Source organism: Nocardia sp. NBC_01503 (assembly GCF_036327755.1).
Lineage (GTDB): Bacteria > Actinomycetota > Actinomycetes > Mycobacteriales > Mycobacteriaceae > Nocardia.
Genome location: NZ_CP109596.1, coordinates 4594696 through 4621087, shown reverse-complemented (window position 1 = coordinate 4621087; position 26392 = coordinate 4594696). Strand labels below are relative to the sequence as shown.

Annotated in this window: 25 protein-coding genes; 7 read left to right on the top strand and 18 right to left on the bottom strand. The window is 65.2% G+C overall.

Annotated elements, in window-relative coordinates:
- Positions 1–21: 21 nt before the first annotated feature.
- Genes OHB26_RS20800 through OHB26_RS20785 form a run of 4 tightly spaced genes read right to left on the bottom strand, consistent with a single transcriptional unit; the run spans position 22 to position 6208 of the window.
- A complete protein-coding gene (locus tag OHB26_RS20800) occupies positions 22–1527 on the bottom strand; it encodes an aldehyde dehydrogenase family protein (protein ID WP_330178945.1) in 1506 nt (501 codons plus the stop codon).
- Entirely contained in the window at positions 1524–2651 is a 1128-nt protein-coding gene (locus OHB26_RS20795; RefSeq protein WP_330185723.1) for an aromatic ring-hydroxylating oxygenase subunit alpha, read from the bottom strand. Before OHB26_RS20795 ends, OHB26_RS20800 begins: the two co-directional genes overlap by 4 nt.
- Positions 2642–3781 (bottom strand): N-methyl-L-tryptophan oxidase, encoded by a 1140-nt coding sequence (gene solA / locus OHB26_RS20790; protein ID WP_330178944.1) that lies wholly within the window; start codon positions 3779–3781, stop codon positions 2642–2644. The genes OHB26_RS20795 and solA overlap by 10 nt, the downstream gene beginning before the upstream one ends.
- Before the next feature lie 3 nt (positions 3782–3784).
- Complete coding sequence (locus tag OHB26_RS20785; protein WP_330178943.1) at positions 3785–6208, bottom strand: GcvT family protein; 2424 nt, start codon at positions 6206–6208, stop codon at positions 3785–3787.
- A 220-nt stretch (positions 6209–6428) separates the two neighbouring features.
- Between OHB26_RS20785 and OHB26_RS20780 the strand changes: the two genes are divergently transcribed.
- Together OHB26_RS20780 and OHB26_RS20775 are read left to right on the top strand one after the other, a co-directional pair.
- Positions 6429–6767, top strand: coding sequence for a bifunctional 3-phenylpropionate/cinnamic acid dioxygenase ferredoxin subunit (locus tag OHB26_RS20780; protein WP_330178942.1), 339 nt, complete (start codon positions 6429–6431; stop codon positions 6765–6767).
- A complete protein-coding gene (locus tag OHB26_RS20775) occupies positions 6764–7963 on the top strand; it encodes an NAD(P)/FAD-dependent oxidoreductase (protein WP_330178941.1) in 1200 nt (399 codons plus the stop codon). Before OHB26_RS20780 ends, OHB26_RS20775 begins: the two co-directional genes overlap by 4 nt.
- Before the next feature lie 35 nt (positions 7964–7998).
- Here OHB26_RS20775 and OHB26_RS20770 read toward each other — a convergent pair whose 3' ends face one another.
- The 4 genes from OHB26_RS20770 to OHB26_RS20755 form a co-directional block, all read right to left on the bottom strand.
- Positions 7999–8358 (bottom strand): cupredoxin domain-containing protein, encoded by a 360-nt coding sequence (locus tag OHB26_RS20770; protein ID WP_330178940.1) that lies wholly within the window; start codon positions 8356–8358, stop codon positions 7999–8001.
- Between the two features lie 66 nt (positions 8359–8424).
- Complete coding sequence (locus OHB26_RS20765; protein WP_330178939.1) at positions 8425–8793, bottom strand: hypothetical protein; 369 nt, start codon at positions 8791–8793, stop codon at positions 8425–8427.
- A 185-nt stretch (positions 8794–8978) separates the two neighbouring features.
- The gene (locus OHB26_RS20760; protein ID WP_330178938.1) at positions 8979–9830 is read right to left on the bottom strand and encodes a hypothetical protein; all 852 of its coding nucleotides are present in this window, start codon (positions 9828–9830) and stop codon (positions 8979–8981) included.
- 156 nt (positions 9831–9986) lie between these two features.
- Complete coding sequence (locus OHB26_RS20755) at positions 9987–10442, bottom strand: SRPBCC family protein (RefSeq protein ID WP_330178937.1); 456 nt, start codon at positions 10440–10442, stop codon at positions 9987–9989.
- Positions 10443–10541: 99 nt separating this feature from the next.
- Here OHB26_RS20755 and OHB26_RS20750 point away from each other — a divergent pair, with 99 nt between their 5' ends.
- The gene (locus tag OHB26_RS20750; protein WP_330178936.1) at positions 10542–11003 is read left to right on the top strand and encodes a DoxX family protein; all 462 of its coding nucleotides are present in this window, start codon (positions 10542–10544) and stop codon (positions 11001–11003) included.
- On the opposite strand, the gene OHB26_RS20745 is transcribed toward OHB26_RS20750, so the two are convergent.
- Positions 11000–11866, bottom strand: a complete 867-nt coding sequence (locus OHB26_RS20745; RefSeq protein ID WP_330178935.1) for a patatin-like phospholipase family protein — start codon at positions 11864–11866, stop codon at positions 11000–11002. The genes OHB26_RS20750 and OHB26_RS20745 overlap by 4 nt on opposite strands.
- Before the next feature lie 82 nt (positions 11867–11948).
- Positions 11949–12392, bottom strand: a complete 444-nt coding sequence (locus OHB26_RS39730) for a TIGR02452 family protein (RefSeq protein ID WP_442942688.1) — start codon at positions 12390–12392, stop codon at positions 11949–11951.
- A 140-nt stretch (positions 12393–12532) separates the two neighbouring features.
- Here OHB26_RS39730 and OHB26_RS20740 point away from each other — a divergent pair, with 140 nt between their 5' ends.
- The 3 genes from OHB26_RS20740 (at position 12533) to OHB26_RS20730 (ending at position 17346) form a co-directional block, all read left to right on the top strand.
- The gene (locus OHB26_RS20740; RefSeq protein WP_330178934.1) at positions 12533–13252 is read left to right on the top strand and encodes a hypothetical protein; all 720 of its coding nucleotides are present in this window, start codon (positions 12533–12535) and stop codon (positions 13250–13252) included.
- An 846-nt stretch (positions 13253–14098) separates the two neighbouring features.
- On the top strand, positions 14099–15541 hold the full coding sequence (locus tag OHB26_RS20735) for an ATP-binding protein (RefSeq protein WP_330178933.1): 1443 nt from the start codon (positions 14099–14101) through the stop codon (positions 15539–15541).
- Positions 15542–16137: 596 nt separating this feature from the next.
- A complete protein-coding gene (locus tag OHB26_RS20730; RefSeq protein WP_330178932.1) occupies positions 16138–17346 on the top strand; it encodes a DUF6880 family protein in 1209 nt (402 codons plus the stop codon).
- Positions 17347–17467: 121 nt separating this feature from the next.
- Here OHB26_RS20730 and OHB26_RS20725 read toward each other — a convergent pair whose 3' ends face one another.
- Entirely contained in the window at positions 17468–17962 is a 495-nt protein-coding gene (locus OHB26_RS20725) for a hypothetical protein (RefSeq protein WP_330178931.1), read from the bottom strand.
- 202 nt (positions 17963–18164) lie between these two features.
- On the opposite strand from OHB26_RS20725, the gene OHB26_RS20720 reads away from it, so the two are divergent.
- Complete coding sequence (locus tag OHB26_RS20720; protein WP_330178930.1) at positions 18165–19670, top strand: AAA family ATPase; 1506 nt, start codon at positions 18165–18167, stop codon at positions 19668–19670.
- 144 nt (positions 19671–19814) lie between these two features.
- Here the strand turns inward: OHB26_RS20720 and OHB26_RS20715 are convergent, their stop codons facing one another.
- The 7 genes from OHB26_RS20715 to OHB26_RS20685 all read right to left on the bottom strand — a co-directional run bounded on the left by OHB26_RS20715 (position 19815) and on the right by OHB26_RS20685 (position 26379).
- Positions 19815–20609 (bottom strand): HAD family hydrolase, encoded by a 795-nt coding sequence (locus OHB26_RS20715; protein ID WP_330178929.1) that lies wholly within the window; start codon positions 20607–20609, stop codon positions 19815–19817.
- Positions 20610–20688: 79 nt separating this feature from the next.
- Complete coding sequence (locus tag OHB26_RS20710) at positions 20689–21024, bottom strand: DUF397 domain-containing protein (RefSeq protein ID WP_330178928.1); 336 nt, start codon at positions 21022–21024, stop codon at positions 20689–20691.
- Between the two features lie 5 nt (positions 21025–21029).
- Positions 21030–21314 (bottom strand): hypothetical protein, encoded by a 285-nt coding sequence (locus OHB26_RS20705; protein WP_330178927.1) that lies wholly within the window; start codon positions 21312–21314, stop codon positions 21030–21032.
- Between the two features lie 172 nt (positions 21315–21486).
- Complete coding sequence (locus tag OHB26_RS20700; protein ID WP_330178926.1) at positions 21487–22176, bottom strand: DUF4190 domain-containing protein; 690 nt, start codon at positions 22174–22176, stop codon at positions 21487–21489.
- A gap of 61 nt (positions 22177–22237) precedes the next feature.
- Positions 22238–23011: an ESX secretion-associated protein EspG gene (locus OHB26_RS20695; RefSeq protein ID WP_330178925.1), complete on the bottom strand. Its 774-nt coding sequence runs from the start codon at positions 23009–23011 to the stop codon at positions 22238–22240.
- Positions 23008–23640: a hypothetical protein gene (locus OHB26_RS20690; RefSeq protein WP_330178924.1), complete on the bottom strand. Its 633-nt coding sequence runs from the start codon at positions 23638–23640 to the stop codon at positions 23008–23010. Before OHB26_RS20690 ends, OHB26_RS20695 begins: the two co-directional genes overlap by 4 nt.
- A 351-nt stretch (positions 23641–23991) precedes the next feature.
- Entirely contained in the window at positions 23992–26379 is a 2388-nt protein-coding gene (locus OHB26_RS20685; protein ID WP_330178923.1) for a hypothetical protein, read from the bottom strand.
- Positions 26380–26392 lie beyond the last annotated feature (13 nt).

Sequence of the window (26392 nt, the reverse complement as noted above, 5' to 3'; positions counted from 1 at the left end):
AGAAAAGCAGCTGGAACATATTCAGTTGTCGTTGTCGGCGAACCAACCGCCCACCGTTGGTGCGGTGTTGTGCCATATGTGTTTGGTCTCCTGGTACTCGGCCAAACCGCTGGGGCCGAGTTCGCGGCCGGTGCCCGAGCGGCCGAAACCACCCCATTCGGCCGCGGGCGTGTAATAGCCGAAGTCGTTGAGCCACACCGTGCCGTGCCGCAGTGCGCGCACCATGCGTTCGCCCAGGGCGGCATCGGCGGTGCGGACGCCTGCGGCCAGGCCGTAGGCGGTGTCATTGCCCAGCGCCAGCGCCTCGGCTTCGGTGCCGAACCGCTCGACGGTGAGGATGGGGCCGAAGGTCTCCTCCTGCACCAGGCGCATCCAGCGGCGGCAGTCGTCGAAAATGGTCGGCGGATAGAAGCTTCCGGATCGCAACGCCGGATCGGTGGGGCGTTCACCGCCGGTGATCAGCGTCGCGCCCTCCGCAATGCCCAGTGCCACATAGGCTTCCACTTTCGCGCGGTGCTGTTCGGAGACGAGCGGCCCGGTCTCACTGGCCGGGTCCAGGCCCGGACCGAAGCGGATGCTCTCCGCGCGACGTGCCAGTTCGGTGACGAAGCGGTCGGCGATGGCCTCGTGCACGATCAAACGTGTTCCGGCCGAACAGACTTGACCGGAGTGCAGGAAGGCCCCGGTGAGCACGGCATCGACGGCACTGTCGAAAGCGGCATCCGGGAAGATGATGTGCGGATTCTTTCCGCCCAGTTCGAGGGCGACCTTGGTGATGTGCGCGGCGGCGGTGCGGGCGATGGTCGCACCCGTCTCCGCGCCACCGGTGAAGGAGATGAGGTCGACATCCGGGGTATCGGTGAGCGCGGAACCCACTGTCGCACCGCTGCTTTGGATCAAATTGAGCACGCCGGGCGGAACCCCGGCTCGGTCGATGAGTTTGACCAGTGCGATGGTGCTCAGCGGTGTGACCTCGCTCGGCTTGGCCACCATGGTGCATCCGGCGGCCAGCGCGGGTGCGATCTTCCAGGACATCTGGAGCAGCGGATAGTTCCACGGCGCGATGAGCGCGCAGACACCCACCGGTTCCCGCACCACGCGGCTGATGACGGCGGGATCGCCGGTATCGACGAGCCGATCCGCCGGTGTGCTCGCCAGGTTCGCGTAGTACCGGAATACCGCGATCACATCGTCGATATCGATATAGCTCTCGCGCAGGGTTTTTCCGGTATCGAGGGTCTCGATCCGCGCTATCACATCGCGCTCGGCATCGAGCAGCTCGGCAATGCGCAGCAGGTAGCCGACCCGCTCCGCCAATGACGTCTGCGGCCAGCCACCGGTATCGAATGCGGCCCGCGCGGCGGCGACCGCGCCCACCGCATCGGCCCGATCGGCCTCGTCGATGGTCGCGATCACCGAACCATCCGCCGGATTCAGGATCTCCCGGATACCGCCGCCCGCGGCATGTACCCACTTGCCGTCGATATACAGATTCGGCGGACTACACAGCTCGTCTTCCAACATCATTCGCCGATCCTCTTGCGGGCCCACTCATGGAATTCGGCGATGTGGTGTTCGGCCGGTACCAGTACGCCGCCCTTGCGATAGGCGCGCGAGGACATGGCGGGCTGGGTGCGCTCACATGCGGCGAAGTCCTGTTCGTTCACCCTGTGGAACAGTTCCACGGAATGGTCGAGCACACCCCCGGATTCGATGACATCCGGTGCGTACAGCCAATCGCATTCGACAATGGTGCGGTCGTGCGCCATCGGATACATGCGATGGAAGATGACGTGATCGGGGACCAGATTCACGAATACGGTGGGGCGAACGGTGATGGCGTAGTACTTGCGATCCTGCTCCGGGGCCAGGCCGGGCAGCGGATCGAAGCCCGGTCGGCCGTCGACGGTGAATCCGTCTATGCGCTCACCGAATTCGGCTCCGTGGCCGACGTAGTACTGGGCCGCGAAACCGCCCGCGAACTCGGGCAGCACCTCGACGAGTTCGGGGTGGATGGTGGCGCAGTGATAGCACTCCATGAAGTTCTCGACGATGAGCTTCCAATTGGCCGCCACGTCGTAGACCACGCGTTTGCCGACAGCCAGATCAGCCATGGCGTAATGGTCGATGGCGGCCGGATCGCCGAGGCGGGCGGTGGCCGCGCCCATCACCTCGGTTTCGAAGGACGGCGGGTCATCGGCCAGGCACACCCAGGCATAGCCGAGCCACTCCCGCAGCGCGACCGGGATGAGCCCGTAGGCGACCCGGTCGATGGGCGCACCCGAATCATCCTGGAGTGAACCGAGATTCGGGGCAGCGACGAGCTTGCCGTCGAGTCCGTAGGTCCAGGCGTGGTAGGGGCAGCGCAGATTGCGGCGCACCTGTCCTTCCGGTTCGGTGCAGATCATCGCACCGCGATGGCGGCAGATATTGAGGAAGGCGCGCAGCTCACCATCGTGGCCACGCACCACCAGCACACTCTCCCGGCCGACCTGAACGCGCCGGAAGGCCCCGGCGTCGGCCAGCTCCGAGGAGCGGGCCGCGCAGAACCACATCTGTTCGAAGATGTGCTCCTGTTCGGCGGTGAAAATGGCTGGGTCGCAGTAGTACTCACCGCCGAGGGTGGGGATCAGATCCGAGGTCACAGGGATACCAGCCTTTGCGGAGCGAACAGGTCGATGGGGTGGCGGGTGCCGCCGGTCATGGCCAGGTCGGCGAGGATCTCGCCGACCACGGGCACGAATTTGAAGCCGTGACCGGAGAATCCGCACGCCACCGTGACGGCGGTATGCGCGGGATGGCGGGCTATGACGAAGTGCTGATCGGAGGTGTTGGAGTACATGCAGGTGGCCGCGTGCAGCAGGCGACCGGCCAGCGCCGGGAGCAATTCGGTGACGCGGGTGCGCATTTCGGTGATCTCGTCCGGGTGGACTTCCCGGTCGATGGTGTCCGTGGTGCAGGTGATGCCTTTGCGGAAGAAGGCGGTCTTCACGCCGCCGTCGGGGCCGTCGATGGCGGGGAAGCCGTATATCTGTGCGCCCTCGTCGTTTTCGGCGATGTAGATGGGATCGCGCTCGAACTTGGCGGTGCCGACGACCGGATCGAGCCAGTACATGACCTGGCGTTCGATCTCGATGCCGATGCCCAAGTCCGCCAGCAGTTCCGGGGCCCAGGCGCCGGGGCAGATCACCAGCTGCCCCGCCGTATGGCTGCCCGCCGCGGTGGTGACGGTGACGCCGCCGCCGGTCTCCTTCCACTCCTCGACCTGTTCGCCGAAGCGCAGGTCGGCTCCGGCGCGGGCGGCGAGCTCGAGGTGTGCGCCCACGGTCAGTTCGGGCCTGGCGAAGCCCGCCTGCTGTTCGTACAGGCCGATGAAGTTCGGCTCCGGCGTGAAATTCGGGAAGGCCCGCCGGATTTCGGTGGAGTCCATGATCTCGTGCGGCAGGGACCATTCCCGGGAGGCGCGGATACTGCCCGCGACCGTGAGGCTCTCGGCCGGGCCGACATACAGGCCGCCGGTGAGGCGGTACACCTCGTCGCCGGAGTCCCGGGCGAGCTGCGCCCATAATTCGTAGGCGCGCAACAGCAGTGGCACATAGGCCGGGTCCTCGAAGTAGGACTGGCGGATGATGCGGGAGCCGCCGTGGCTGGAGCCCCTGTTGTGCGCGGGTGTGAACTTCTCCAGGCCCAGGACCCGGTGTCCGCGCGCAGCCAGGTGATATGCGGCGGCGCTGCCCATTCCGCCCAGACCGATGACGATGACGTCGTAGGTGTCGGACATATTTTACCTCCGGATCAGCGACATCTCGGGATCGACCACCGGCTCGGTATGCACGTGAGCGGTGAATGTCGTTGCCAGATAGTCGATGTGGACCTCATCGCCGGGTCGCGTCTCGCTGGGCAGCCAGGCATAGGCGATACAGCGGCCGATGGTGGCGGACCAGCCCGCGCTGGTGATGTAGCCCGCGACGACACCGTTCACGGTGACGGGCTCCTTACCGAGGACGACCGCGCGCGGATCGTCCAGGACCAGCGAACGCAGCGTATTCTTCGGCGGAACAGCCGATTCCAGCGCCGCCTTGCCGATGAACGACGCCTTGGTCTTACGGACCGCGAAGCCCACACCGGCGGCTTCGGGGGTGTGCTCGGTGGTCATATCCGTACCCCAGGAGCGGTACCCCTTCTCCAGGCGCAGGCTGTTGAAGGCGATGCGCCCGGCCGGGACGACGCGATATTCGGCACCCGCCGCCCAGAGCAGATCCCACAGTGCCGCACCGTGTTCGGCGCTGGTATAGATCTCCCATCCGAGCTCGCCCACGTAGGAGACCCGCATCATGGTGACCGGGATACTGCCCAGATAGGTTCGCAGCGCGCGGAAGTATCCGAACCCCTTGTGCGAGAGATCATCCGGGCAGAGCGGCTGCACCATATCGCGCGCCTTCGGGCCCCAGACGCCGAGACAGCAGGTGCCGCCGGTGATATCGCGAATGGTGACACTGCCGTCTCCGGGCAGGTGCCGGGTGAACCAGTCGAGATCCAGGGGACCATTGGCTCCCACCTGGAAGAACTGGTCATCCAGCCGGGCCACGGTGAGATCGCTTCGGATACCGCCGTTCTCGTCCAGAAGCAGGGTGTAGGTGACCGCGCCGGGCTTCTTGCCGACATCATTGGTGGTCAGCTCCTGAAGGAAAGCGGTCGCTCCCGCACCGCTCACCTCGTAGCGGGTCAGCGGGGTCATGTCGTACAGGGCGACATGCGTTCGCGTCCACCGCGCCTCGGCTATGGCGATCGGTGAGTAGCAGCTGCCGGACCATTCGTCGCGCTCCGGGAACTCCACGCCGTCGGCCGCGAGCTCATCCATCAGCGCGGCGTTGGCCTCGAACCAGGCCGGGCGCTCCCATAGGCCGCCCTCGAAGCAGCAGGCACCCAACTCCCGTTGCCGCGCGTAGAACGGGCTGGTTCTCAATTCCCTTGGCGCACTGCGGTATTGATGCGGATGAATAATGTCGTACACCTCGACGAAGGCCCGCATACTCGTGCGCCGGATGAAATCCGGGCTGAGCGCCGCCTGCTCGAAACGGTGCAGATCGCATTCGTGCAGATCGATCTGCGGTGCGCCGGTGACAATCCACTCCGCGACCGCCTTGGCCACACCGGCCGAATGCGTTACCCAGACCGCCTCCGCCACCCAGAGCCCGCTCAGGCCGTGATGCTCGCCGAGAATCGGGAAGCCGTCGGGGGTGAAGGAGAATATGCCGTCGAAGCCCTCGTCGAGTTCGGTCTCCGTGAGCGCGGGGAGCAGTCGCCGACTCTCCCGCCAGGCCGGTTCGAACTCGGCGGGGGTGAACGGGAGCATGGACGGCATGGCCTCGGAGGCGGTATCGCGCAGCAGGGTTCGCATATCGATCGGCCGCGGATCATGCCCGTAGTAGCCGATGCCGATGCGGTCGCCGTAGGTGCGGTAGTAGAGGTCCGAGTCCTGATGGCGCAGCATGGGCAGGCGTTCACCGCCATCGAGGGCGGGCACCGGACCGGTCTTGGCGAACTGATGCGCCATGGGCACGAGCGGAACCGTCAGGCCGACAGCGCGACCCAGCTCCGCGCCCCAGAAACCGGCCGCGCAGACCACCACATCGGCGGGGAGTTCCTGACCGTCGGCGGTGCGCACGCCGGTGACGCGGCCGTCGGCCTGTAGCACCTCGACCACCTCGCAGTAGGCCAGGAATTGCGCGCCGCGATCGGTGGCGCGCCGCGCCTGCGCCTCGGCGGCGGTGAGTGCGAGCGCCAAACCATCCGTGGGCGTGTGATATCCGCCGAGAATGCGCTCCGGGTCCAGCAGCGGATGCAGCTTGGCGCACTCCTGCGGGTCGAGTAGCCTGCCCTCGATACCCCAGGACTTCGCCCAGCCGTATCTGCGATGCAGATCGGTCCACCGCTGCGGGGTGGTGGCGACTTCCAGCCCGCCGACCGCGTCGAATGCCTCCAACTCGGTGAACTTCTCCACCGTGTACCGGGCCAGCTCCGCCATGGTCTTGGAGCCATTGGTCTGGAATACCAATCCCGGTGCGTGCGAGGTGGATCCGCCGGTACGAAAGAGCGGTCCACGATCGGTGACGGTGACATCGGTCCAGCCGAGCCTGGTGATCTCGTCCGCCAGCGCCGTGCCCACGATTCCCGCACCGATGATGACGACTCGCGGTTGCCTCACCGCGCCTCCAAGTGTTGCGTATTGCGCACCATGTGCCGTAATACGCAACTATGCTCCGCCCGCCGACGGGGCCTGTCAACCGGAATGGCGAAATCCGTATTCCCTTTGTTTCCCGGGTGTTTCGGCTGCTGTTGACGGGTCCGGCAGGAGCCGCCACACTGTTGCACATAGCGCGACATACATCGCTATTCGCAACACGCCTCATGTCAGGGAGGGGCCCATGGCCGCATCGATCCCGTCGCTCACCCTGCTCGTCGGAAAGCTCGGCGAGCTACCCGTCGGCGCGGTGGTCACCGTGAATCCGACTGGGCTGGCGCCTATTTCGGTGTTCCACACCGAGGAGGGGCTGTTCGCCATCGACGACACCTGTACACATCAGGACGCGTCGCTGGCCGACGGCTGGGTCGAGGGCTGCACGGTCGAATGCCCACTGCACGAATCCTGCTTCGATCTGCGCACGGGAGCCGCCTCCGGGCCGCCCGCCAAGCGCGCTGTGCGCACGCACAGGGTCGAGGTGCGCGGTGACGATATCGTGCTCACCCCGAGCACGGACTCATGACCGGATCGGTCGCCGTGGTCGGAGCCTCGCTGGCCGGACTCTCGGCGGTTCGAGCATTGCGAGCGCGCGGATTCCACGGGACCGTCACGCTGATCGGCGATGAGCCAGACCTGCCCTATGAACGACCCGCGCTGTCGAAGGAGTTCCTGCACACCGGGGAGCCGACCGGACTGCTCGAAGATCATTCCGAGACAGCGCGATTGGATGCGCAATGGCTACTGGGACGGCGGGCGATCGGACTCACGCCAGGTATGGGACGACCCATCGAACAGGAGGGGGAGGCCGCCCCGCACGCCGAACCGCACCTCATTCATCTCGACGACGGCCGGACCGTATCGGCCGATACCCTGATCCTGGCGACCGGCGCTCGACCGCGGCGACTGCCCGGAGTACCGGGCGCACACTATCTCCGAAACCTCGACGATGCCCGCCGACTACGCGAAACACTTTATGAGACAAAGCAACTCGTGATCATCGGAGCCGGATTCATCGGCGCGGAAGTGGCCTCCTCCGCCCGCGGCCTCGGCGTGGATGTCACGCTGGTCGACTCCGCCCCTATCCCGTCGGCCGCCGCCCTTGGCGAAACCATCGCCGCGGCCTGCGCGGACTTGCACGCGCGCAATGGCGTTCGACTGTTGACCGGTACGCGCATCGAATCCGTCCGCCCCGATGCGGTTCACCTCATCGGCGGCGCGCGGTTGGCCGCCGACACCATCGTCATCGGTATCGGAGCGACACCGAATATCGAATGGGCTGGCGACCGAAATCCGTTGTTGCACAATGCTGATGGTTTCGAAACCGACACTCAGGGCCGCACCGCCATCCCGGGCATCTACGCCATCGGCGACTGCGCCCGCGTACACGATCCGATCAGCGGCAGGGATACCCGTAGCGAACACTGGAATGCCGCCATCACCCAGGCGCAGACCGTAGCCGCCGCCATCACCGGCACTCCCCCACCCGCCCGCACCGCGCCCTACTTCTGGTCTCACCAGTACGGCAAACTGCTGCAACTCGCCGGGGATCCCACCGCCGCCACCGACCTGCGCATCATCGACGGCGCGCTCGACGGCGAATCCTTCACCGCCCGCTACGAACACAACGGCACCCCGGTCGCCGTCTGCGCGCTCGACAACCCTCGCCTCTTCACCCGTCAGCGCAAACAGCTGGACCGCGACCTGACCTCCGCGCACTGAGACGACCTACGCCCACCGGCCGTCCGCCTGATCGGTTATGAGACAACCAGCGTCGCCTTCATGGACGGGTGGTAGCGACAGTAGAAGTCGTACCTTCCGGGCGAGGTCGGCGCGGTGAAGGTGGCGGTCTTCGCACCCCGCACCTCGGTATCGAAGGTGCCCGCGGTGGTGGAGGTGACGGTGTGCTCATCGCTGTCGTTATTGCGGATGGTGACCGTCGCGCCCGCCTTCACACCGGCCGGGGCCTGGAACATGTGGTTGGAGATGGTGATCTGATCCGCGACGGTATCGCTCGGGCCGCTCGAACCCGAACATCCGGAGGCGATCAAAAGCGTTGCGGCGGCCGCGCACACGGCGCCGATCGTCCGGCGGCGGACAGGGGAAAGGGTGGACATGGCGTCCTCCTTCGAGGAAATTCCTATCCTCTATCCACGCATGGCGGAGCCGCGCGGTTCACCCCATCACCGATCGGCGGCGTCATCGATCACCCGAATATGGGAGTCGGCGGGTGCCGAGAGCGGCGGCCAGGACCGGCCCGGCGAAATCGCGGTGACGGAGCCCGTCGAGGGCACCACCGAAATCGCGTCCGCCCCAGGTGCGCCGGAGTCCCGTACCTGCGGCGCATCCTCGAACTGCTCGGCTATGCGAATGATCCGCCGCTGCAACTCGAGCAATTCGACCAGGTCGCGATTCATCCCCGGCCCGGCCTCCGTCACGGCGCGCACCGCCTCCGCATGCGCCGCGAAAATCGCCTCCCGCAGCCGCGCCGAAACCCCCGCCTCCCGACTCGCCGCACGCCACACCCGAGGTCCCCCCTCACCGGTAGTCACCCCCCAACCCTACTCCGCACCAACATGATCAACGGGGACCGACGGCGGTGATACGCGGGAATTGCCGGGCACTGGTGACGGCGTGGTGAGAGGCCGCCGCCACCAGTGCCCCCTCAATGACGCGCCCTACGCGGCGGGCGCGCCGGATCTGGTGGCTGGACCGATGTCGAGGCCGAGGCGGTGCGTCACAGGCCCATCGCCTCGCGCAGCACTCCGACTCCGGCGGTGAGGGCCGCGCCTCCGGATGAAATGCTTACTGTCGGTTGGGAACTCAGTAGGACGACGGCGTAGCGCAGATCCGGGCCGACCAGGCCCGTGCTGTTCAGGGTCAGCGACGAACCGACCCACATCCAGCCCTGTTTGACGGCCCATTCGCAGCCGCGCATGGCATCCGGGATGCCGAAGTACTGGTCGACACCGTCGGCGGCGATCTCGGCGGCCTGGCCGAGTGCGTCGAGGATCAGATCGCGGGCGGGCAAGGGGGCCTCGTTCACCAGGTACCGGTAGATGGCCATGACATCCCTTGCGGTGGTGAGGGTTTCACCCCACTGGCCGGAATGGGAGGAGGCCGATGTGGCCGTGAGTCCGATCTTCTCGGACATGCGGGTGATGATCTCCGCACCGCCCGCCGCACCCCACAGCCTGCTGGCGACGGCATCGTCACTGGCCGAGAGCATGCGCTGAACCGCGGCCGAATCCCGCTGTCCGGCACCATCTCCCAGCACATCGAGGGCGATCAGCAGTTTCACCACCGAGGCGGTGTAGAACCGCTTGTCGTCGTTCACCGCGGCCAGCAGCGCGCCGGATTCGGTATCGACGACCTCGATACCGGTCTCCGCACGGGGCTCGACCGATTGCACGGCCGACTGCATGCGCTGGGCGAGCGCATTGGGTGAAACGGTGATCGAGGCGGCCGGTTTCGCATGCGAGGGATCCTGCGGTAGCGGCACGGGCCGCGCGGCGGAGACCGGGACGGTCAGGATCGACGAAATTCCCATCGTGGCGACCGCGATGGCCGCCCGAACGCCGAAACGCATGACTCTCCCTCACAACGAACCGATCGGCCGGAACGAAGAAGCTTTGCTCCGGCCAACCGACGAACTACACGGATAGTACTAATTCCGCAGGAGTTCGCCAGCTGTACAGCCGAATCCGATGTTACGTTCAGGAGAATCAACTATTTCCGCAAGAAGTCATGGCTGCTCAGCCAGGGCCGCCAATCGGTTCACGGAGGCCAGCAACTTATCGGCGGTGGTGGCTCGCGCCCGCACCAGACGCTTCTCATCGCTCAACTCGGACCAGTCGTAGGTATGCGTCACCTCGGTGCGCCCCTCGCCGACGGGCTTGACCGACCAGCGCCACAGATGCCCGGGCGGTTCCTTACCCGGTTCGGATGGCAACCAGGCAATACGCTTACCCTCGACGAACTCCACCACATGGTTCTCGCGCACCGCGCCATTGGTGAGCGTCATCAGGAAGACCGCGCCCACCCCGCGGACCCGTTCTCCCCCAACGGCTTGCGCCAGATTGTCGTTTCCGTCCCAGCGTGGCTGCTGTGCCGGATCGGCGATCAAATCGAAAACGCGCTCCACGGGAGCGTCGATCATCCGGCTGGCGGAGACGACGCGGGGAATCTCGGTGTCCGTCATGACCCGATCAAAGCACAGAACCAACCAGCTCGCGGGATCGTAGTAATAGCAGGTGACGCCGCCGCGCACCGCAACCGCGCAACCCATCGGAGGCATGCCATGCACCTGCTGACCGGCAAATCCGATACCGGATCCAAACAGACCGTTCTGGCCGCCGTCGTCCTGGCATTGTTCCGCGCCCTGGTCGGCGTCTCCTTCGCCATCCACGGCTACTCCACACTCTTCGGCAAACCCGTGCCGCCGCGGGGCCCGCTACCGGCCATCGGCGCCTGGCCGGGGTGGTGGGCGGGAGCCATCGAACTGGCGGCCGGGACCGCGGTCGCCCTGGGTTTGGGCACCCGGGTCGCCGCCCTGCTGTGCTCGGGGTCGATGGCGTACGCCTTCCTCACCGTGCACCTCGACCACGGCATCCTGCCCATCAAGAACGGGGGTGAGCCGGCGGTGCTGTTCTGCTGGTCCTTCTTCCTCATCGCCGTCCTCGGCCCCGGACCGTACTCGCTCGACGCGCTCCTGAGCCGCTACGGCGTGCTACGACGGCACCCCGCGCCGCTGCGTACCTAGCCCCAGAGTTCGGCGACCCGAGCGGCCTCCGACTTACCCTGCGCCCGACCGGCATTCGCCGCGGGCACCCGCGTCGCGGCGTCGAGCGGGTCGGTGCCGAAGGCTTCCAGGGAGGCATCGTCGGGTGAGATGACCGCGACGCGCGCGCCCGCGGCCGCCAGACCCGCGACCTCCTTCTCGAGTGCGTCATCCGGCAGCGGAGCGAGCACCAGGACTCGCTCACACCCGGCCGCCAGATCGGCATTGGCGGAGCTGCGCACGCCGCCATCGGTGTAGCGCACACCGTCGATGGTGTGCGGGGGCCATACCAGCGGGACCGCCGAACTGGCCGTGACGGCGTCCACCAGCGGAACCCCGGAGTCGCGGTCGAATATTCGCAGTTCACCGGTGAGCGCGTCGACCGCCGTGACCAGCAGTCGGCGCTGCGGCCACTCATGGATCGGCAAGCGGGATTCGATCACCGCGCGCCGCGCCGACTCGGGCACGGTCCGCACCTCCAGCGCGAGCGCGCCCAGTTTGCGGCGCGCACCCATCGGATCGCCCTCCGCCTCGGCGTGAATCGCGACAACCCGCTCCCAGACCTCCTCGATCGGCGTCCCCTGCGGTTTCAGCTCATGGCTCTGCAACGCCGAATCCACCTGCCGCCGAAACAGTTCCGCCAGCGGCAACCCACTGCTGAGCTGTGCTGCCACATTGGCTCCGGCGGAGGTCCCCACGATCAGGTCCGCGTCCGTGACATCGACGCCCGCATCGGCCATCCCGGCGATCACGCCAGTGGCCCATGCGATCCCGGCCACACCGCCGCCTCCGATAACCAGCGCCCGCTGCACCACGCTCTGCTCCTCCGACTCGAGTGTTTCCAACCTCCGAGTCAACCATCCCGTCCGGATCGGTATGCCCCGGGGAAGCCGCGGCCGGCGCGCGATCTCTGCGGCACGGCCCGATCTACCAGCCCACCCTCGGCCAGCAGCGCTCGGAAGACACCGGCCACCACCGGCCGGGTTGTTGCCATAGGCTCCGCAACCCCAGGCGCCCAGCACCAAACGCCGGTAGCCGACCGCTGTTTCGAGAATGCGTTCGGCGCGGGTGGCCAGCACCGCGATACACCTCGCTCGGCAGCTCCTGCTCGATCACGTTGCTCCCGGGGGGACGGGCAGCGAGAAAGCCGACCGTATAAGGGTTGTCGAGCAGGTTGCCCGTGTCGTCGCGGAAGACCGGCGCGGCGGGAGACAGGATCACGCGGTCGCGGTAGAAAGGGTCCGGTGTACGGCGGTGGCGCTCGTAGTATTTCGGCGCGGCCAGCAGAACCGAAAGATGCCGATGCGTAGGTAGACAACTACCTCGAACGAAGCTGGTGACGGCGGCGAACCGAGTTGAGTTCCGCCGCATGCGGCTGGGGTTCCGCAGAACCTGTACCGATCGCGCTGCCCGTGTGCGACTGGGCGATCGACGGGTAGCCGACCAATTGCGCTGTGCTGCGGTTGTTTTCGTGGACGAGAGCTGTCGGTGGGTGGTGGGATCATGCGGTTATGACATCGGTTCGATCGCGGCAGGGGAGCATCTGGTGCGCGGAGGACTACCGGCTTCTCGTCGACGCGCTACGCAGGAACCTGCCGGATGAGGAGGTGGCCGCCTATGTCGGCCGCACTGTGTCGGGGGTCAGGTCTCGCGCGAAGTTCCTGCTGCTGAACGCATATAGGGAGAGCCAAGCGCTCGGGAGACTGCGGGTGCTGGTTTCCGAGGTGGACTACGACTGGGAGAGTCTGGTCCGTGAAGCCCACGGTGTGGCGGGCACCCCGTACTGGGATGACGCCGCGGACCAACGACTGACCGCCGGGTGGACGGCGGTGCCCGCACCCACCATGGCGGAGCTCACAGCGGCCTTGGGCGTGAGCGAACAGGACATCGCACGTCGCTGTATCCGACTGGACCTCACCAACTCTCGTGCCGACGTCGTTGATCACTTCGGAGCCGCCCCGGGCGGTGAGCTGGCCGCCCAAGCACGCCTGGCCCGCGACAAGGCGAGCATGGAGATCGGCGTTCTCGTGGTGACATCGTCTTCCGGGGAGGTGGCACACCTGTCCTTACACCCGAGCGCCGACGCGGCCCTCGACGAATGCCGCATGCTCCCCAGCCACAAACTGTCAGCCCCGCCGACCGCGTGGACCGTCAATACACGCGTGGTCGGCAACGGCAATTCGGGGACGACCCGCACCGGCCCCTGGGGCGAATGGCCACAAGAGGAATAGCCGGGTTGCGAATTTGCGAAGGCTTTGCTCGAAACGTCAGCACCCCAGGAACAAGTTCGGCCCCTGACCGGTGACTTCTCACAGCCAGGGGCCGAATCAGGCTCCCCCATCTGGACTCGAACCAGAAACCTGCCGTGACCGGACAGGTCGTACGGTTTTATTCTCAGCACTTCCCGAAAGTACCCCTGAGCTGCACGGATCCAGCAAACAAGGTTCCTAGCGAATCCCGTTGAACCCCGCTGTTTCCCGCTGAAAGCGTGTCGTTTCCGCGTCGTTGGCCGGATGATCCCGAGGCCCTTGCTCGCTGATCCGGACACGGCGAAACCTGTTCGGTCCCGAGCAATCTCGAGGCGCCGAGAACCCCGCCGTGATCCTGCGCGACCCTCCGCGACCGCCCCGGCCTTCGAGCCGACCAACCGTGCGAAACGCTCACCGCCGACAGCTTCCATCTGCACAGTCGACGAAACCGATCCCTAGAAAGGCACCCAAGCAGATCACCGCACTCACCACCGCCGTCGGACAGCCGAAGGTCGGACGCGACGTCCGCCGCCTCCAACTGCCGACCTCCTCGAAGATCGTGCCCAGGCCGGCATCCATGGTGCGCGCGGCGTTCGGCGCCCGCATCCGACTGACCTCGGCAGACCTCGGTCCTGACCAAGCGCGCACCTGGATACACCTCCCTCGGATTCCCCGACCCCCGCAAACCGCAGACCTGACATCGAGCCATCCACGCCCGCGACACCCGCGCCGACCATCGAGACGATCTGCGACATACACGAACCCAATTAGGTAGATTGAATCTACGTAGATTGCATCTACATAAATTTCGATTACCTAGGAGTGGCGGTGGCGACCGGATTCGTCGGACGCAGCGTCGAGTTGGGGCTACTGCGGACTCGCGTGGAGCGTGTCGCGGTGACCCGTAGAGGCGTCGCCGTTGCCATCAGAGGGCGGCGGCAGGTCGGAAAATCGCGGCTCGTTCAGGAGTTCTGCGATGCGGCACAGGTGCCGTACCTGTACTTCACCGCCACCAAGGGCATGCCGGTATCCGAATCGCTCGCGATCTTTCTGGCCGAATTGAAGAGCTCAGGAATCGCTCCTGATCCCGAGACCCTGCCCGAGAGCATCAGCGGGTGGCCCGACGCGTTCCGCGTGCTGGCGACCGCGCTGGGCGATACACCGACCATCGTCGTGATCGACGAATTGCCGTGGCTGGCGGAACAGGACGACGTCTTCGACGGCGCATTGCAGACAGCGTGGGACAGGTTGCTGCAGCAACGCCCGGTCCTGCTGCTTCTTCTGGGCAGCGACCTCCACATGATGGAAAGGCTCACCGCCTACGATCGTCCGTTCTACGGGCGTGCCGACAACCTCGTCCTCGATCCGCTCAACCCCGCCGAAGTCGGTCGCGCCCTCGGGCTCGACGCGGCCGAGAGCATCGACGCGCACTTGATCACCGGCGGGCTCCCGGGCATCCTGCGCAGCTGGCCGCCCGGCCTGCCGCCACTCGAGTTCGTACGACGCGAATGCAGCGACCCCGCCGCACCGCTGTTCGGAGTGCCCGAGTCCACCCTTCTCGCCGAGTTCCCCGTCCCTGACCAAGCGCGACGCGTCCTCGAAGCGATCGGCAGCGGAGAACGCACCCACGCCACCATCGCCGCGACGGCGGGCAGCCGCAGCGGCGCCTTGCCCTCCGGAACGTTATCGCCCCTCCTGCACCGCCTTTCGACCGACAAGCACGTGGTGGCCGTGGACCAGCCACTGTCGATCAAACCGGGAAAGCCGGCCCTCTACCGGGTCGCCGACAGCAACCTGCGGCTCTACCTCGCTACCCTGCGCTCGGCTCAAGACCTGGTTCGACGAGGACGGAGCAAGGCCGCCTACGAGTTGTTCGCCCGACACTGGACCTCGTGGCGCGGCAAAGCTGTCGAACCCCTTGTGCGAGACGCGCTCGAACTCAGCGCGCTCGCAGGCGCACTGCCATGGGAACAGGTCACCGCCGTCGGCGGCTGGTGGAACCGCGCGTTCAACCCTGAGCTCGACCTCGTCGGCGCCGACAGCTCCCCCATCGCCAATCGAGTGATCTTCACCGGATCCATCAAATGGCTCGGCACCCCGTTCGACCGCCACGACCTGGCCGAACTCACCCGCGCAAGCGCCAGCGTTCCGGGCTTCGAACCGCAAGAAACAGCGTTGGTCGTCGTGTCTCTGGCCCCCATCGAGCAAACCCTCACCGACGCCGTCGACCTGGTTTGGAACGCCGCCGACGTGCTCTCGGCATGGAGTTGAGGAGGCCGAAGACCCCGGCTCCCGACCAGCCCGGAACGCGATAGCGCCACGCGACTCGTTGCCACGCGACCGCAACAGGTGCTACGCAGCACGAATGTCCAATCCCCCACTCAAACCCGGCACCACCGGACAACCCAACATCCGGCAACTCGCCGACGGCCGCTACGAGGCGCGGCTGATGTGCCGCAACAACTTCGGCGCCTACCACAAACCGCGACGCACCGGCCGCACCGAAAAGAAGCGATCAGAAAGGTCCGCCGCGCCGCAGCCGAATGGATCCGCGCCAACCCAGGCAGCCGCTACGTGAAGCCCTCCACCCGGCTCTCGGTCCTCGCCGACATCTGCTCGGACCGGAGCCATCTCGAGGTGCGCACCTTTCCGAATGGAGTCCCATGGGACCCGACCCAAGGCTAAACGGTATCGACATCGAATAACCGGTTGCGATCAAACGGTAGAGGACGGCCATGCGCACCACCCGTTGCACTCCTCGTCGGCGTGAATCTCAGCGCGGTGCCCATCATGCCTGTCGGGCCACCATCCAGGCGTGCGGGTTGAATGGTGCGGTGGTCAGCAGTGAAGTAGAGCAGATTCGCCGGATGATCGACGGACTCCGTCGGGACCGGCGCACCCACCCGTACCACGGACGACAGGAATACGCCGGCCGCGTCAACGAAGTCGTGGTGGAATGTCACGAACTGATCGGCATCGAACCCGCCGCGGTACCGGCGCTGCTGCAGCGGGCGGTCGAACGGGTGACGGCGACGTTGATGCACATGGACGACTCGACCGGGATCGTCGGAGACGGTCTGCGCGGGCTCATGGCCGTGCACGCGCACGCGTGCGTAGCCGCGTCACCGGATGCGAAGCGGCTGGCCGCATGGCTGGTGAAGTTGCGCCTGGACGGTCCGGGCTGGCCGGATTTCGAACTGCGCGACTACGCCGAAACACTTGGTGATCGAGGCCGCAACGAAATCGGTCGCCTGCTCGCCGATCGTGCCGCCGCCGCGCAGCCGGACCCGCACGGTTGGGACGGGTTCGGGATCCGCGTTCTGCGGGAGCAACTCGCCGAGATCTCCGGCGACATCGACGAATATGTCGCTGTGCTCGCCGAGTCCCTGAACTCGGCACATCAGTATCTGAGGATCGTCGACGCGCTTATCGCGGCGGACCGTCATACCGACGCCGAACGGTGGGCCACACGCGGTTTGGAACAGCGGGGTATACCGGAGGATGTCGTCAAGCTGCGAGATGCGTACGTGGATCTGCTGCTACGCCGCGGAGCGACCGGTGAGGCGATGGACCTGCGACGAAACGTGTTCGACCAGCACCCGATCCGCCGAAACTACGCCGATCTGCGCCGTACAGCCGTAGCGCTGGGCCAGTGGGATGGGTTGCGGGACACAATGATCGGACGTCTCTACGACGCCGCGGCGCAACAGGCAGGCTACGCCGACGACCTGATCGCCGTGCTTCTCGACGAAGGCGACACCGATCAAGCGTGGCAAGTCGGCCGCGACTACGCCGATAGCCTGCACGCATCCCGCTGGCAGCAGCTGATCGAACTGCGCCAGCCCGACCACCCGGCCGACGTGATCACTCCCCTGCGACGGCTGATCGAACAACGACTCACCGACGACCGCGACAAGTACCGCTACGACCGCGCCATCAAAATGCTGCGGCAACTCCGCGGCGCGCACCGCGCCGCCGGATGTTCCGACGACTTCGCCACCTATGCCGCTGATCTGCGGGAACGCCACAAGCGCAAGACCTCCCTGCTCGCGAAACTTGATCGCGCCGGGCTGTGACTCGGCGCCAGATCGGGCTGATGAAGGGTTCGGTTGGGTTGGTGGATTGAATGCCTGGGGAACCTGATCGTTTGAAACCTGCGGCTCAGCCATCTGGCTGGGCCGCAGGACCGTTGGAATCTCATCTACCGCCGGTTGGCAATTTCACTTCGTAGTTCTCGGCGCTCGCCGCCGGAAGGTACAGGTTGCGGCCTGCCCCCAATTCCCCGTCTTGTCGCGCCCTTGGGCTCGTGCGGCCGTTAATAATCTCGGCGGGGATCAGGTAGATCCGGACGGTTGCCTCACCGTGCACGACCAGCCGATCCTCGACCCGGGTGACCGAGACCGTTGGAGCTACCTCGACCAGGCCGTAGTGGCTCACGGACGGCCGCACCTCGGTCTCACGTCCGGAACCCATGAAGCCGACGCACTCGACCGGACCGTTGCTACCGACCAGCGGAACATGATGCCTGAAGGCAACCTTCGCATCGACGGTCATCCCAGCGCCGCGCACATCGATCAACGGCGCGTTACCACCCGCCCACCGCGTGTTCGGGTCGAGCGAGTGCAGATACTCAGCGATTGCCGCCTCCGCGAAGATGGCATCAAGGTTCGGAACATCCCAATACTCGGTCATGACAACATCATTGCCTGACGCACCGACACGTAGTCTGCGAAATACGTTGACCCACAACACTTAACATCTCGACAGCGGACTGGCCGAGCGCCGTGAATAATCGGGTTCACTTGAGGGGCAAGTAGATTACTCCCCGCCACCTCACCAAGCGAGCCCGTGCTCCTCGACTACTATGCACCGGATACCTGGAGGGGGTGGTGACATGGACAGAGGCCCGAACCCGGTCCATTCCGTCAGGCCCGCGGAACGGGCGTGGCTTGATGGTGTGGTCCTACTGGATCGCGGCGATCACCATCGCGCAGGTGCCGCCTTTCAGGCTGCCGTCGGGCTGGATCCGTCAGTCGCGGATGCCTGGCTGGGGGTGCACGCTGCTGACCAGGATCGACGCACCGAGGCGGTCAGGGCGATGGTGCTCCGCTTGGCGCGCGGCATCACCGACCGATTCCTGCGGGACGAGTCGCAGCTGTACGTTGCCCTCGCGCTGATAGCTCAGGCCATCCACTACGAAGCCTTGGAAGTCCTGAAACCGCTTCCCAGCGCGTTGGGCGACTACCCACACTTCCACGCTGAGGTCGCCTACGGACGCGGGCTCGCCCACGAAGGACTCGGGGAAACCGACACCGCGTTGCGGCAATTCCAGAACGCCTACCGCTACAGCCCCGACTATCCCGGACTGGCCGAACGCATCAAAGTCAGGACCACCACGTCGACGGCCGGTTTGCCGACCTCCGCGCAAGGCGAATCAGCCCAGCCCGCACCAGCAGTGTCTGACAGGGACGAACCGACGCCCGCGAACGTGACCGAATCCCGCGATGCCTTGCTGGTCGAAGCGATGAACCAACTCGACAGCACGGTCGGCATGGAGCCGGTGAAGCGTCAGATCCACACGCTGTCAGCACAGTTGAGGATGGCTCTGCTCCGTCGCGCTGAAGGCTTGTCCACCGCTCCCGCGCTGCGACACTTCGTCTTCGCCGGACCGCCGGGGACCGGCAAGACCACCGTGGCCAGAATCATCGGCAAGATCCTCGCCGGACTCGGTCTGCTCGACAACGGGCACGTCATTGAAACCCAACGCGTCGACCTGGTCGGCCAGCACCTCGGTGAAACCGCGATCAAGACAACGAAGGTCATCGACTCCGCGCTCGGCGGGGTGCTGTTCATCGACGAGGCATACGCCTTGGCCAACAACGGCTACATGCGCGGCGACGCCTACGGCGCCGAGGCGCTGCAGGTCCTGCTCAAACGCGCCGAGGACGACCGGGACCGCCTCGTCATCGTCCTCGCGGGCTACTCCGAGGAGATGACCGAGCTGCTGGCGACCAACCCCGGTCTGGCATCCCGATTCACCACACGCGTCGAGTTCCCCTCCTACGACTATCTCGAGTTGTTCCAGATCGCCCTCGATATTCTTGATGCTCAAGCCGACGTACTCACCGAGGAGTCTGCCGATACCCTCGGCTATTGCTGTGAGCGCGCGGTCGACGACGGATCGATCGACCGACTCGGCAACGCTCGCTTCGTCCGCGAACTGTGCGCCAAAGCTGCCGCGCGACGTGACCTGCGTATTGCCGACCAGTTGGTCGGCACGAAGCTACCGTCCCGAACAGAAATGACCACGCTCACCTCGGACGACATCACGGGAGCCTTCCGCGAACTACTTGAAGCGGTCACGCCGCTGTCAACACGAGACCCGGACCGCGCTCCGTAAGGAGCACCCCTGACTGGAGCCCACTGAGCAGGTCCAGCGGCTATGGGAGTTCCGATGCCCCAGAATGGGTGTGGCTCCTTACCGGCGTCGATGGCGACACTCTCGGGGGTGCCGCCGGTGAAAGTGCCTCGGTTCTGGCACCGGTCAATGACCGAACCAGCGCTCCAGGACGAGGGCGGCACCATCGTCGGTGACATCGGAGGTGATCTCATCCGCGAGAGCACGGACAGGGGCGACAGCATTGTCCATCGCGACCGAATACCCTGCCCAGGACAACATTCCGAGATCATTGAAGCCATCACCGATCGCCGCAGTGGCTTCGATCGGGATATCGAGTCGCTGTCGCAGTCGCTCCAAGGCCCACCCTTTGGAGACACCCTGCGGGGAGGCGACGATCCAGGGGCCGTCCTCGCCGTGCACCCAGTCGGCTCCAGGAAGCACGTGCACACTCAGCAGTTCGACCATCATGTCGAGAGTGCCGCTGGGCCAGAATCCGTTGAGCCGCGGTGTCATTTCGCTACCGAGTTCCTCGATGCCGACAACCCGGAACTCCCCCAACCGCGCACTCTCCGACGCCGGCGCGGTGGACCAGGTGCCGACACCCGCCTTCTCGACCGAGAGCACCATATCCGGAAACACGGCACGTAGAACTCTCACGACCGGTTCCGGATCGAAGGTGTGTAGATCTATCAGATCACTGTTCGAAACATCCACGCACACAGCCCCGTTCGAGCACAACGCCTGACCTTGGATCAGCCCGAGCTCATCGAGTACCGGCCGGGTGGCCAACACCGTCCGCCCCGTAGTGATCACCACATGTGCCTGCGTGGCCGCTGCCCGTACCGCGGCGCGCACCCGCGCACTGATCTGCCCTCCACTGAGAATGGTCCCATCCACATCGAGCGCAATCAGCCGTGGCCTCACCACATCGCGTTCCATGCCCACATTCTCACCACGACACCGCAATTGGTGATCACCACGAATTCCGAGACCCTAAAGGTGAAATCGCCCGCAGTCTCTACCGATCGAACTGTCCGTCGGCGACACCTTTGGCGAAGGCATCCCATTCGTCGACGTTGTACGCGAGCGAGATGCCTGCGCCGTCGTACAGCGTGACGCCGTCATCGGCGCGCATCGTCAGGGTCAACAGATCCCCCACCCGACCGGAGGTCCGGTTCAGCGCGAGCCTGAGGAAGTCGGACCAGTGCCCCTCCGGTACCACGATCACGGGCTCACTGTCGGCGGGTCCCTTGTATTTACTGTCACGAATGAGCACTGACGCACTTCGATGGGCGATTTCGACACAGGTCCCGTTCGATCCGCTGTAGGTGGACTTGAAGAAGTGCGCGCTCACGTGAACTACCCTATCTTGCTTGCGATTTCGTCGATCAGGTGCAGCGACTCGGCTCGGTCGAGCGCGACCGTCTGCACTTGCTCGTACAGATATTCCAACGCGATGCGCGACCCGCCCAGCGGGTAGGTAAGCATCGTGGTCTGCACTGCCAGGAGATAGACACCCGGCTCCGCCGGGACGACCCTTGGCTCGGCGATCTCTTGCTCGACGGCCACCAGATCAAAAATCGGGAATCCCTTGCGGCGCATCACGATCTCATTCAGGCTGAACACTGCGGCATCACGAATCATGTTGACACCATGGGCGTTTGGTACGACAAGACAACCGACGACACCGCGACCTACTCCGAATCTCAAGTCGGCCAACCGGATACAGGGCAAGATCAACACCCGCGAGCCGGTAACCGCGCCTGGTTTCCGTGCACCGACGCCAGGCGATTCAGCCGCCGTCGCTATGTGGTTCTTATCGGGGGATCTTCAGGGTGAGATCCTTGCCATCCGTGCGCATAACCAAACAGTTGGCCACCGGGTTGTTTCGCCACTGGATCTCATTCGCCGGAAAATAGATGAAGCTGCGCAGTTCGGTCACCATCGGGCTGGTGATCAACGCCGGGGTCAGCTCCTCGGTGCAACGGGAATCGGCCCGGCGAGCCGATTCGTCCCGACCGGGCCACGGACCCGTCATCGGGAACTGCGTGATCACCTCCGCCGCATGCGGCTGATCGCACGGGACGGTCGGTATCGAAGCGATGAGGTCCGACTCCCGCACACTTTCGACGCAGTCGCCAACCGACAGGGTTCGGGTGAGTGCGGCCGGGGTCGCCGCTTTCTCCTCAGTGGACCGGCCGGGATTGAAGAACACCATCGCAAGTACGCCGACCAGCAGGTAACAACCGGAGGCCGCCATCGCGGCCCGCGCGTAGACTTTGCCTTCCTGCCCGCGGTTGCTGATCTGAGCCAAGGCGATCATCGCCAAAGGCACTGCGAAGAAGCAGATTCCGAGCAGGCCGAGGATCAGCGAAACGACCGCGAGGCGATTGGTTTCCGGCTGCTCCGAGGGTGTCTCCGGGCTATCAACCGTCGGCGCGGGCTCGGGTACCAACGGTGGTTCCCATCCCCAGTCGGTGGGCTCTGAGTCGTGATCGCGCTGCACTACTGCGCCTCCATCCGGTTACCCAGGAGCCGCACATGACACAGCATGATCGAATCCAGCGTCAACACGCTTGCTCACGTTCTTCCTTGATCGCCCGGATCACCTGGGCGATCTGCGAATTCAGCACCGAGACAAACCGGTCACTGTCGGAAGCCAAGGCGGTGGCGGGGCGATCGGTGATGACGTAGCGGCCATCACCATCGAGATCCCGCCAACCCACCGTGTACTGGCGAATACCACGAGGCCCGAAAACCGAACTGCCTTGCACGATCTGGACTTGCCCGGACGCCGCCAATGGCATCCGGGAGAACCAAGCCGCTCTGGCGTCCACCGAATCATCGGCAACGACAACGGAACTGCGGGACTCGACGTATTCGTACCCGTCGCCGGCCGAGGCGAGCACGATATCGCCGCCGGTGCCCGGCTCCACGGCAGGCAACGCGGCCACAATCGCGTCCGCGAGCCGAAGCGGGTCGCATTCGACCACCGTGTACCCGCCACGGTGATAGATCGATTCACCCGGCAACTGAGTGACGAGGTATCCGCGGCCGCCTTTGCGTGCCGCCCGCATGCGGATCAGCGATGCCGGATCGGCTTGACTGCCACCGCGTACCGTCAGGTACAGATCCGGCGAGGACACGACGCCCACGATTTCGTTCACCACGTGGTCGGCACTGTCACGCACACGGTCTCGCGCCTCCTCCTGCTCGATGCGGTACTCCCGCTGGGTCGCCGCTGTGGAGGTGTAGAGGAACGGTGCCGGAAGCCGATCACCGGTCAGGTCCTTCCACAGCACCGAGAACCCGGCCTCGCTGAACCGCCAGGACCGTGTCACGAGTCCGCCGTCGGGGAGGAATCCAGGCCCCGCGCACTGCGGAATCGGAGAGCGGACTGATCCGAGGGCCGGTCCTGGGAGTCGTCTTGTCGCAACGTCTTCGGCTTGCGGAAATCCGCACGACTCATGCGATCGATCACCGTGTTCGACGTGAGTTCGGTCCGCAATTCTGGATATCGCCAATAAAATCGAACCAGACGCAGGAGAAGCGGAGGATCAATCTTCAGATGCCACGCGAGAATCGTAATCGACGACTCGAGCTCGTCGCGACCGAGACCACCGCCCTCTACGTCCACTTTCGTCCATGGACGTGGGGATATACGCACCGCGTGAACATTGGCGTACATAACCGGTGAGATACGGTCGATGTCCTCCCATGCAATGGTCGACATTGATTTTCCAGCCGCTTTTATGACACCTTCCTCTGTAATCGCGAGGAAATGTTTGTGACGACCGAATACCACGGTTGACAGAAGGCCTGCAATCGCCGCCAGAACGATCGCGACCACAACGATCCCGCCAGCGTTCATGCCCAGCAGGACAGGATTGTCGGTAGTGGAATAGTTGCCGAGGGAGATGGCTCCGCGTAGCGCGAGAAATCCCGCCCCCAGGAGCAGCCAGATGGCCATCAACGGTCTCCATGAGGCCCGGACGTCGATTCGGAGACCTCGGCCGTGATCACCGATGGACGTCACGTCCAGACGTGGCAGCTTATTTCGCCGAACACGGGCCGCAGGTAGTAGAGATGCCGCCATGGTCAACGCGGTCAGCCCGCCAACCAGTCCGAACACGCCTCTCAGCTGATCACCGCGTCGGAGAAATTCGCTGGCGAACGGACCGACCAGGACTATGCCGACCAACCCGAAAGCAGCCATCACGACGAATAATTTGTTCGACAATCTGGCCGGACCCCACTCTCGTGGCCATTCCAGCTGTTTGTGGTTGTCTGACCGCGGCACTAGCGTTCTCCCTTCTCCTCGCTATTTGAACGGCTGTTCTGCGGCGTAAGATCCACCCAGCCCGAAAATAAGACCACCGATTGCGGCACCGACACCCATGCACACGGGCGCGCCCGGGCCGCAGAATGCCGCACCCGCCATCGCTCCGAGTTCGGCCCCTGCCCACCCACCGGCGACTCCCCCAGCGGTGCTGGCGACTGCCGCCGGCATGGATTTGTCGCCATTCTCCCAGGCGGTCCAGTTGCTGTAAGCATTGGTGCCGATCAGGGCTGGCCAGCCGAGCATTTTGGCGCTCGATCCCACCGCTTTGGACAGTCCATATTTAGCGGCCGAGTCGTCGGCGGCGTCAATCGCATATCCAAGGAGTTTGGCGTTGGGGCCGTCGACGTACGAGGTTCCGTTCATATGGAGGATATTGGCTTCGGCCGCCGCCAGCGCCGCGCGCCCTGCCATGTTGCTACCGGTCACGCCGCCGAAATTCTCCCCGAAGGTCGCGGCCGTGCCGGCGGCGACCGTCGGGTCTGTGGAGATGGACGTCTGCGCGGATTCGAGGAACGCGGCGACGCTCCAGGGACTGGTGGGTTGTCCGGGGTTGCTGGGCAGAATGGAACCGTCCATGAATTCGGTGACGGTGGTGCCGTTGGACAAGGGTGTGGTGACGGCGGTGGTGCCGTCGGCGAGGGTGGTGAACACCCGGCCGTTGTTGTCGGCGACCGAGCGGGTGCCGTCGGAATCGGCACTGGCCAGCAGTGTTGGGGAGCCGTCCGCGGCCACGCCGTGAACGAACGTCTGGATGGAACCGTCGGGCGCGGTGATCATCCTGGCGGTGGTCCCGGTGGCAGGGTCGGGGACCTCGGTGCGGATCGTGCCGTCGTCGAGACGGGTGGTGACGGCCTCCACGCCGAGAGCGCCGTCCTGACCAACTACTTGCGTGCCGATGCTGCCGTCGTCCTTGGTACTGGTGACGGTGCGTTGCCGGGTGCCATCGGGCATGGTGGTGACGGTATCGACAACTCCGCTGCCGTCGTTGCGTGGCGTGGCCACGGACACGGTGCCGGGTCCACCATCGGTGCTCGACACGATGGTGATGGTGCCATCGGGGGCAACAGTGGTTCTGGCCGTGGTCAGGGTGCCGTCGGGATTGGGAATGGCGGTGACGCGGGTGCCGTCTGGTTCCTGGTACGACATCGGAATGCCCTCGGCGAGCGCCCCGTCCAGGGTGAAGGGTATGTCCGCCAGTTCGGTGGTCGGCGCACCCGGCGCACCGGTGAGCTGGCTGTACAGCGGGTTGCCGGGGGTGGCGAGAGCGGTAATGGGGCTCGCCGCGGCGGGTGGTTGTGGAAGGCAGTTGCTGGAGATCTTCGCGCCGACCCCGTACCAGTTGTCCCAGGTGGTTTGCATCTGCTTGAGCTGTTCCTCGTAGGCGGATCCGGTCGGATCGTGTGCGGTGACGAGGTTCTGCTGCGGCAGCAGGGATTGCAGTTTGTCCATCCAGCTCTTGGTGAAGGCCAGGGTGTCGCTCATGAAGGCCATGTTTTCGGTCAGTGTGCCAACACCTGTCAGGTAGCTGTCCAGCGCGGCGCGCGCTTTAGCCGCTGCGGGAGAAGCCCAGATACCTGCCGGATTCGCCTCGCTCACACCATCCTTCAAGGTTCCCGAGTAGGCGGCGCGAAAAGTGAAGGCTTGCGCTTTGAGCCCATCGGCGGCCTTCTGCCACGAGTCGGCGAACCGCTGCAGCTGCTCGGTGATCTGGTTACCGGCGACATGGTTGTACTGGGCGACGAAGTCGGGCCAGGTGTACATCTCGCCATTTTCGGGATCGACCAACGATTGCTGCATCGAGATGCCATCGCCTTCCTTCTTACCGCGCTCCCACAGCGATTGCGCTTCGCTGGTGTCGGTCAGGAGATTGTCGTAGTCCCGCTGCGGTGAATCCGAATACTTTTGAGTTCCGTGCCCAGACGACGGCCCCCAGGAGGGTGCGGTCGCGGCGTTCGCCACGAAGGCAACCGGTGTGGCACCACTTTTGAGGCTCGCGAACGCGACCCGTGATTCCTCCTCGCTCTTTTGGTACAGGCCGGTGGCGGCGAGGAAGGTCTCACCGATATCGGTGAGGATGTCGATATGCCGTGACAGGACATTGTCGCCCATGATCGTTGCGGACCTGTTGATCATGCCGGCCAGATCAGCACCGGATCCCTTCAGGTTCAGTGCCTTCAGATCGGTCGCCGATGCGACCTCGGTCCTCGCGCTCTCCACCGCCTTCGCCAGCGTCGCCGCTTCGGCAGCCAAGGTGGTGGCTACAGTCGGATCGAAGGCGATGGTCGTGGAACTGAATCCACCACCGCGAGCGTCTCCCCGCCAGTCGTCCCAGGACGAATACGTGTCATTGGTCTGCCCCTCGGTCATCGTCCACCCCACG